We start from the raw sequence: 7,577 nt of genomic DNA, 5'->3' as shown, positions 1-7,577 counted from the left end.
AACCAGCTGAAGCTGCTGACCTATGTGCGTAACCTCAGCCGCAAAGGCATTGATGAGCAGCCGGTATTTACCCTGGCGCTGTTCCACGAACTGGCGGTCAGTATGCAACACCTGATCAATACCGTACGCCCTGATGTCACCGACAATGGCAAAGCGAATGGCAACAGCCGCGAGCGTCAGGAAATCGCCCTGGAACAGCCAAAGAAGATCACCACCGTCAGCAACGCCAAACGCCAGACACTGCCGGAACTGATGGTCGAAGAAGTTGAACACGAGCACCCGATCGAAGTGGCGCAGGGTATTTTCCGCGCTTACGACATCCGCGGCATCGTCGGTCAGGATCTGACCGGAGATACCTGCTACTGGATCGGCCGCGCGCTGGGGGCTGAAGTACAGGAACGCGGCTTCAGCAAAATCAGCCTTGCCTGGGATGGCCGGGAATCCAGCCCGCAGCTGGCAGCACAGCTGCAGCTCGGTCTGAATGACAGCGGCTGCCATGTGATCCGCCTTGGCGCACAGCCAACCGGCCTGCTCTATTTCGCCACCCATGAGCTGGATACGCCATGCGGCGTTGTCGTGACCGGCAGCCATAATCCATCGGAGTTTAACGGCCTGAAAATCGTTATCGACCAGCATACCCTGGCGCAGGATGAACTGATGGCGCTGTACCACCGCATCATGCGCCGCGACCTACCACAAGGGTCGGGCCAGACCGAAGAGCGTGAGCTGGCAGACACCTATCTGCAGCGTATCGAGGGCGACGTGCAGCTCGCCCGCAGCATGAAGATTGTGATTGATGCCGGCAATGGTATCGCCGGGCCTCTGGCCGAGAAACTGATGGCCATGATCGGACTGGAGGCCGAATGCCTGTTCTGCGACGTCGACGGCCGCTTCCCGAATCATCACCCGGACCCAAGCCAGCCAAAAAATCTGCAGGCGCTGCAGGATGCGGTTAAAGCACATAACGCCGATCTGGGCCTGGCATTTGACGGTGATGGCGACCGTGTCGCACTGGTTGATAATAACGGCAAGATTATCTGGCCGGACCGCCTGCTGATGTTGCTGGTTGACGATATCCTGCCGCGCAATCCTGGCCGCGATGTCATCTACGACGTTAAGTCTTCACGCCATCTTGCTTCACTGATCAGCCGTCACGGTGGCCGTCCGACCATGTGGAAAACCGGCCACTCGCTGATGAAGCGTAAAATGCAGGAACTGAGCGCCGTCGTAGGCGGCGAGTTCAGTGGCCACTTCTATATTCAGGATCGCTGGTACGGCTTTGACGATGGTCTGTACACCGCCGCTCGTCTGCTGGAGATTATCAGCCAGAGAAACCTGCCGGCGGATCAGCTGTTTGCCGCCCTGCCGGAAGATGTCAGCACCCCGGAAATCACCATCGACTGCGATGATGTGCGCAAATTCAGTCTGCTGCAGGAACTCTCCGCCGACAGCGAACTGACCGCCGGCGCACGGGTATTCAGCACCGACGGTCTGCGCATCGAATTTGCCGAGGGCTGGGGCCTGATCCGGCCGTCCAATACCACGCCCAAGCTGACCCTGCGCTTTGCCGGCAACAATGCCGAGGCCATTGCCCGGATTCAGCAACGAATGAAGCAGGCACTTACCCGCCACGCGCCGGAACTCAAGGTTCCGTTCTGAGAAAGACGTCAATTCCCGTTGGCAGGGGCGCGCCGTATAACGTTATAATGCGGCGCGGTACATCAGGCTGCTGAGCGATACCGCAGCCTGCCCGACCGTTTCTTATTTATCCGCTCATCAAGGAGCCAGACCATGCCATTGTCGCGTGACAGCGCCATGAATACCGCCAAAGTTCTCAGTGAAGCCCTGCCCTATCTGCAGCGTTTCGTCGGCAAAACCATCGTCGTTAAATACGGCGGCAACGCCATGATCGACGAAGACCTGAAGAACAGCTTTGCGCGCGATATGGTGATGCTGAAGCTGATCGGTATTAACCCGATTGTGGTGCACGGCGGCGGCCCGCAGATCGGCGATCTGCTCAACAAACTGAATATCGAAAGTAAGTTTGTGAATGGTATGCGCGTCACCACCGGCGAAACCATGGACGTGGTGGAGATGGTACTCGGCGGCCTGGTAAACAAAGACATCGTCAACCTGATCAACCAGAACGGCGGCAAGGCCATTGGCCTGACCGGTAAAGACGGTCAGCTGCTGCACGCGAAAAAGCTGCACGTTACCAAGAGCTCGCCGGAGCTGGAAAAACCTGAAATTATCGATATCGGCCATGTGGGCGAAGTATCACGCATCAACACCCAGGTGCTGGATATGCTGACCAACAGCGACTTTATTCCTGTGATTGCGCCAATCGGTGTTGGCGAAGACGGTGCTTCTTACAACATCAACGCCGATCTGGTCGCCGGTAAAGTGGCAGAAGTATTACGCGCTGAAAAGCTGATCCTGCTGACCAATATTGCCGGTCTGATGGATAAAGAAGGCAAGGTACTGACCGGCCTGTCCACCAAACAGGTGGATGATCTGATCGCCGACGGCACCATCTATGGCGGCATGCTGCCGAAGATTCAGTGCGCCCTGGATGCCGTACACGCAGGTGTAACAAGCGCCCATATCATCGACGGCCGGGTTGCTCACTCAACCTTACTCGAACTGTTCACCGACGAAGGTGTTGGTACCCTGATCACCAACCGCCGCAGCTGAGGAAGGTTACATGACTGAGACCGCCGACAAGCTGTCACGACGCGATCAGATTCTGCAGGCGCTGGCGCATATGCTGGAAACCAATCCCGGCGCCCGTATCACCACCGCCAGCCTGGCAAAAGCCGTGGGCGTTTCGGAAGCAGCGCTGTATCGCCACTTCCCGTCCAAGGCAAAGATGTTCGAAGGCCTGATCAGCTTTATCGAAGAAGCGGTGTTTTCCCGCGTCAGCCGTATCCTGCAGGATTTTGAGCAGGCCGATCAGCGCTGCGAACGGACTCTGACACTGGTGCTGACCTTCGCCGAGAAGAATCCGGGCATGTGCCGCCTGCTATCCGGCGATGCACTGTCCGGTGAAACCGAACGCCTGCGCCAGCGCATTCAGCAGTTTTTTGAACGTATCGAAATGCAGTTCAAACAGATCCTGCGTGAAGCCGAAATGCGCGAAGGCAAAGTGCCGCTGCAGACCATCAGTGCCGCTGCCAATCTGCTCACCGCCGTACTGGAAGGCCGTATCCGCCAGTATGTACGCACCGAGTTTGATACCCGCCCGACCCAGTACTGGGACGAACAGTGGCAGCTGCTGCAGCCGCTGTTACTGCGCGAGAAGAACCTCACCAGCCTGCCGGTGTAAATCACAGACAAAAAAATCCCGGGACATGCCCGGGATTTTTTTAATCGGCTTTGCCTTCCAGCTCGCGGTCGACTTTATCCAGATCGACATCGGCATCCAGCGTACCGGCCGGATAGACCTGCAGAATCCTTACACGCTCATACTGTTCGGCGAATTCCTGGGTACTCTCTTTCATTTCCTGCTGGCGCGCCTTGATGTTGCCTTCGCTGTCACGGATACCGTTCTGCAACTGCACAATCTCAAGACGCATATCGGCCGGAACCTCCTGACCACGACGCTCAATATTAGCGGCCTGTGCCTGGGCTTTTTCCAGTTTCTGTTCCAGATCAATAATGCGCCGGCGCTGCAGCTGAATATAGGAGTCGATTTCATCGGCTTTACGCTGCCGCGCACGTTCCACATCCGAAGGCTTGGCATACAGACGCAGCAGATCCAGATCCAGCTTGCGCTGGGCAGTAATAGCATCCTGACGGGCTTTTTTCGCAGCTTCTTCAGCGCGACGCTGCGCCAGCTCTTCAGCCGTCGGAGCCGGAGCAACGGTTTTCACCACCATGCCGCTGCTGTTCAGTATCTCGTACCCCAGATGGCTGTACTCCGTGGGAATATGATCTTTAACCACCACGCGGCCATCGACGGTAAAACGATACAGTTTGTTGGCAAAGCTCGGAGCTGAGGCCAACAGGCAAACAACAGTAAACAGCCCAACCAGTGGCTTCATTGTTACAACACTCCTTTTCGCGTGCCGTTCGGCATACGCCTTTTACTTAACCCCGTAGCGATCCCGGTAAGCACTGATAGCAGCAGCATACTGCTCAAGCTCTGGTTTTTCAGACACATAGTCCAGCACCTGGTTCAGGCTCACGATGCTGATTACTTTCATGCCGAAATCGCGCTCTACTTCCTGAATGGCTGACAGCTCACCCTGACCTTTCTCCTGACGGTCCAGAGCAATCAGGGCAGCCGCTGGTGTTGCGCCTCCTGCAGCGTTAATCATAGCCATGACTTCACGGATAGCCGTACCGGCGGTAATAACATCGTCTACGATAAGTACACGGCCGGTCAGTGGTGCGCCGACAAGGTTACCGCCTTCGCCGTGGGTTTTGGCTTCTTTGCGGTTAAAAACGTAAGGCATGTCTTTGTTGTAGTGGTCAGCCAGCGCCACGGACAGGGTCGCGGCCAGAGGAATGCCTTTATAAGCCGGGCCAAAGACCACATCGTAGTCAACACCGGACGCTTCCAGTGCTGCCGCATAAAAACGTCCAAGCTTGGCCAGCGCGGCACCGCTGTTAAACAGGCCGGCATTAAAAAAATAAGGACTGACCCGGCCGGATTTCAGGGTAAATTCGCCAAATTTGAGTACACCCTGAGCGATGGCGAATTCGATAAATTCTTTCTGATACGTCTGCATACGAAACCTGAGATTCAACCGCCAGCACAGGCCGGCAAAATAGTTCGGACGGAAGGGAGAAATACCGGCAATGCGTGACCAGAAGCACAACATTCTCGCCCATATTTACCCGCTTTCCAAAGGATGCGGTATGATACACGCTTCACCAGTTGGGAACCATGTATGAGGATTATCAGTTTACACGTCAACGGCCTGCAACAAGCGGTCGAAAAAGGGCTGTATACCTGGCTGCAAACCGCGCAGGCTGATGTGGTTGCTATTCAGGGGCTGCTGGCAAAAGAGTATCAGCTGCCTGACTCCGTCGTGTATCCCGATGGTTACAACGCCTATTTCTTCGATGCCGAAGCTGATAACTATTCCGGTGTGGCCATCCTCACCCGTGAAGTGCCGAAAGCCATTATGACCGGTCTGGCATTCCCGCAGTGCGATATGCAGGGGCGCTTTATTCAGGCGGATTTCGATCATGTCAGCGTTGGCTCCATCCTGTTCCCGACGATCGATGAGCACAATACTCTGGAAGATAAACTGGCCTTCCAGAAATCCTTCCTGGAGCATCTGAACAAAACCCGGCGCAAACGCCGCGAGTTTATATTCTGCGGCAACTTTGAAGCGGCACATAAAACCATTGATCTGGCCGACTGGCAGAGCAATCAGGACACACCGGGCTTCCTGCCGGAAGAACGCGCCTGGTTCGATCAGATGTTTGGCCCGGCCGGTTATGTCGATGCCTTCCGCGAAGCCAATTTCGGCGAGAACCAGTTTACCTGGTGGCCGGATGCCGAAAGCGCGCGCCGCAATCAACACGGCTGGCGTAAGGATTATCAGATCTGCACTCCGGGCATCCGTCAGTTTGTGGTGGAAGCCAAGCTCGATATCAACCTGCGTTTTGGTGATCACGCCGCGGTCATGGTGGAATACGAGTTCGACGAAGAGTAACGAAGAACAGCGTCTGACGCCGGACGTCAGACGCCTGTTTTATCAGCCCGCCAGCGCTTCCCTCTGTTTCGCGCTCAGCTCACCGATGGCTTTCTGTGCCAGTGCCAGCATGGCGTTCAGCTCATCCGGCGTGAAGGCTTCACCTTCGGCTGTGCCCTGAATCTCCACGAAACCACCGTTCTCGGTCATGATCACGTTCAGATCGGTCTCAGCGGTGGAGTCTTCTGCATAATCCAGATCCAGCACCGCTTCACCCTTGTAGATGCCCACAGAGACGGCCGCAATCATCTGCTTAAGCGGCTCACCTTTTACTTTGCCTTTGGCTTTCAGCCAGTTAATGGCATCGACCAGCGCCACACAGGCACCGGTAATCGAGGCGGTACGGGTGCCGCCGTCGGCCTGAATCACATCGCAGTCGATGGTGATGGTGTTTTCGCCCAGCGCCGTCAGGTCAATAGCGGCGCGCAGGCTGCGGCCGATCAGGCGGGAAATTTCCACGGTGCGGCCCTGTTGTTTGCCTTTGGCCGCTTCACGGATCATGCGCGAGCCGGTCGAACGCGGCAGCATACCGTATTCCGCCGTCACCCAGCCCTGACCTTTGCCACGCAGAAACGGCGGCACGCTGGTTTCAACTGACGCGGTACAAATCACTTTGGTGTCGCCGAATTCCACCAGTACAGAACCTTCGGCATGTTTGGTGAAATTGCGGGTAATGCGCACATCACGCAGCTGATCGGTTGTACGGCCACTGGGTCTCATAAGCGGAATCCTTGAATCTGATATTGAGTAAAGGCCGGCATTATAGCGGCAAAAAGCCCCAGCCCTTACAATGCAGGGGAATTTATTAACGCGAGAGACTTATGGTTTTCAGTATGACGGCCTTTGCCCGTGCCGGCAGCGAATGCCCGCAGGGACGTTTTACCTGGGAAATCCGCTCGGTGAACAGCCGCTATCTGGAACTGCACTTCCGCCTGCCGGATGCTTTCCGCGATCTGGAACCGGCCCTGCGCGAGCGCCTGAAAAAATCCCTCAACCGCGGCAAAGTCGAATGCGCCCTGCGTTTTCAGCCGTTACAGGGCGAAAACAGACTCAGCGTAAACCACGAACTGGTACACGAGCTGAACCGTGCCGCCGATGAAGTGCATGCCATCATCGGCCCCGGCAATGCCATGAATGTGCTCGAAGTACTGGCCTGGCCCGGTGTGATCAGCAGTGCGGAAACCGACGACAAAGCACTGCAACAGGCTGCATTGCAGGCGTTCGACGATTGCCTGCGCAGCAGTTGCGATGCCCGGGCGCGGGAAGGTGAAGAACTGGCCGCATTAATCCGCCAGCGGCTGGAAAAAATGCAGCAGATTGTAGCTGCCGTTAGCGCCGCGATGCCCCAGGCACTGGCTGCCCAGCGTCAGCAGCTGGATGATAAAATCGCCGAACTGAATATCACCCTCGACAGCAGCCGGCTGGAAACCGAAATGGTGCTACTGGCACAGAAAGCCGATGTCGCCGAAGAACTCGACCGCCTGAACACCCATATTCAGGAAGTCGGCCGCATTCTCAGCCAGGACGAACCCATCGGCCGCCGCCTCGATTTTATGATGCAGGAGCTGAATCGCGAGGCGAATACGCTATCCTCTAAATCACTGACTACCAGCATTACCCAGGCCGCCGTCGACCTGAAAGTGCTGATCGAACAAATGCGTGAGCAGGTACAGAACATTGAATAACCCAACCCCAACGTCCGGCCAGAACAGCGAGCTTCCTATGATTGGTACCCTGTTTATCTTCTCCGCTCCGTCCGGTGCCGGTAAAACCAGTCTGGTGAAAGCCCTGCTGCAATACACCGGTTATATCGGAGTGTCCGTATCCCACACCACCCGAGCACCGCGTCCGGGCGAGGTGGACGGCAAA

7 protein-coding genes and 2 pseudogenes are annotated in these 7,577 nt (G+C 56.3%); 6 read left to right on the top strand and 3 right to left on the bottom strand.

From position 1 onward, the window contains the following. From B3P58_RS01835 to slmA, 3 genes and pseudogenes are all read left to right on the top strand, one after another. Positions 1–1,659 (top strand): annotated as a pseudogene (locus B3P58_RS01835) (phosphomannomutase/phosphoglucomutase); the annotation flags it as partial. 132 nt (positions 1,660–1,791) lie between these two features. Continuing rightward, positions 1,792–2,694, top strand: a complete 903-nt coding sequence (argB, locus tag B3P58_RS01830) for an acetylglutamate kinase (protein WP_145467576.1) — start codon at positions 1,792–1,794, stop codon at positions 2,692–2,694. A gap of 10 nt (positions 2,695–2,704) precedes the next feature. Next, positions 2,705–3,325: a nucleoid occlusion factor SlmA gene (gene slmA / locus B3P58_RS01825; RefSeq protein WP_260997806.1), complete on the top strand. Its 621-nt coding sequence runs from the start codon at positions 2,705–2,707 to the stop codon at positions 3,323–3,325. A gap of 40 nt (positions 3,326–3,365) precedes the next feature. Here slmA and B3P58_RS01820 read toward each other — a convergent pair whose 3' ends face one another. Both B3P58_RS01820 and pyrE read right to left on the bottom strand, forming a co-directional pair. Beyond that, entirely contained in the window at positions 3,366–4,043 is a 678-nt protein-coding gene (locus B3P58_RS01820; RefSeq protein ID WP_286715660.1) for a hypothetical protein, read from the bottom strand. A gap of 42 nt (positions 4,044–4,085) precedes the next feature. After that, entirely contained in the window at positions 4,086–4,733 is a 648-nt protein-coding gene (gene pyrE / locus B3P58_RS01815) for an orotate phosphoribosyltransferase (RefSeq protein WP_286715658.1), read from the bottom strand. A gap of 162 nt (positions 4,734–4,895) precedes the next feature. Between pyrE and B3P58_RS01810 the strand changes: the two genes are divergently transcribed. Beyond that, complete coding sequence (locus B3P58_RS01810) at positions 4,896–5,669, top strand: exodeoxyribonuclease III (RefSeq protein WP_286715656.1); 774 nt, start codon at positions 4,896–4,898, stop codon at positions 5,667–5,669. 42 nt (positions 5,670–5,711) lie between these two features. Here the strand turns inward: B3P58_RS01810 and rph are convergent, their stop codons facing one another. Next, entirely contained in the window at positions 5,712–6,428 is a 717-nt protein-coding gene (rph, locus tag B3P58_RS01805; RefSeq protein WP_286715654.1) for a ribonuclease PH, read from the bottom strand. A gap of 113 nt (positions 6,429–6,541) precedes the next feature. Here rph and B3P58_RS01800 point away from each other — a divergent pair, with 113 nt between their 5' ends. Together B3P58_RS01800 and gmk are read left to right on the top strand one after the other, a co-directional pair. Next, on the top strand, positions 6,542–7,393 hold the full coding sequence (locus tag B3P58_RS01800; protein WP_286715652.1) for a YicC/YloC family endoribonuclease: 852 nt from the start codon (positions 6,542–6,544) through the stop codon (positions 7,391–7,393). A gap of 37 nt (positions 7,394–7,430) precedes the next feature. Beyond that, a pseudogene (gene gmk / locus B3P58_RS01795) lies at positions 7,431–7,577 on the top strand (guanylate kinase); the annotation flags it as partial.

Source organism: Thalassolituus sp. UBA2009 (genome assembly GCF_002335285.1).
In the GTDB taxonomy this organism is placed as follows: Bacteria; Pseudomonadota; Gammaproteobacteria; order Pseudomonadales; family Oceanobacteraceae; genus Venatoribacter; species Venatoribacter alkanivorans.
The sequence above is the reverse complement of the archived record's forward strand: the minus strand, read 5'-3'. Positions and strand labels throughout refer to the sequence as shown.

Excerpts from the sequence above, each read along its gene's own strand:
- argB (WP_145467576.1), top strand. The coding sequence starts at position 1,792 with ATGCCATTGTCGCGTGACAGCGCCATGAATACCGCCAAAGTTCTCAGT.
- slmA (WP_260997806.1), top strand. The coding sequence starts at position 2,705 with ATGACTGAGACCGCCGACAAGCTGTCACGACGCGATCAGATTCTGCAG.
- B3P58_RS01820 (WP_286715660.1), bottom strand. The coding sequence starts at position 4,043 with ATGAAGCCACTGGTTGGGCTGTTTACTGTTGTTTGCCTGTTGGCCTCA.
- pyrE (WP_286715658.1), bottom strand. The coding sequence starts at position 4,733 with ATGCAGACGTATCAGAAAGAATTTATCGAATTCGCCATCGCTCAGGGT.
- B3P58_RS01810 (WP_286715656.1), top strand. The coding sequence starts at position 4,896 with ATGAGGATTATCAGTTTACACGTCAACGGCCTGCAACAAGCGGTCGAA.
- rph (WP_286715654.1), bottom strand. The coding sequence starts at position 6,428 with ATGAGACCCAGTGGCCGTACAACCGATCAGCTGCGTGATGTGCGCATT.
- B3P58_RS01800 (WP_286715652.1), top strand. The coding sequence starts at position 6,542 with ATGACGGCCTTTGCCCGTGCCGGCAGCGAATGCCCGCAGGGACGTTTT.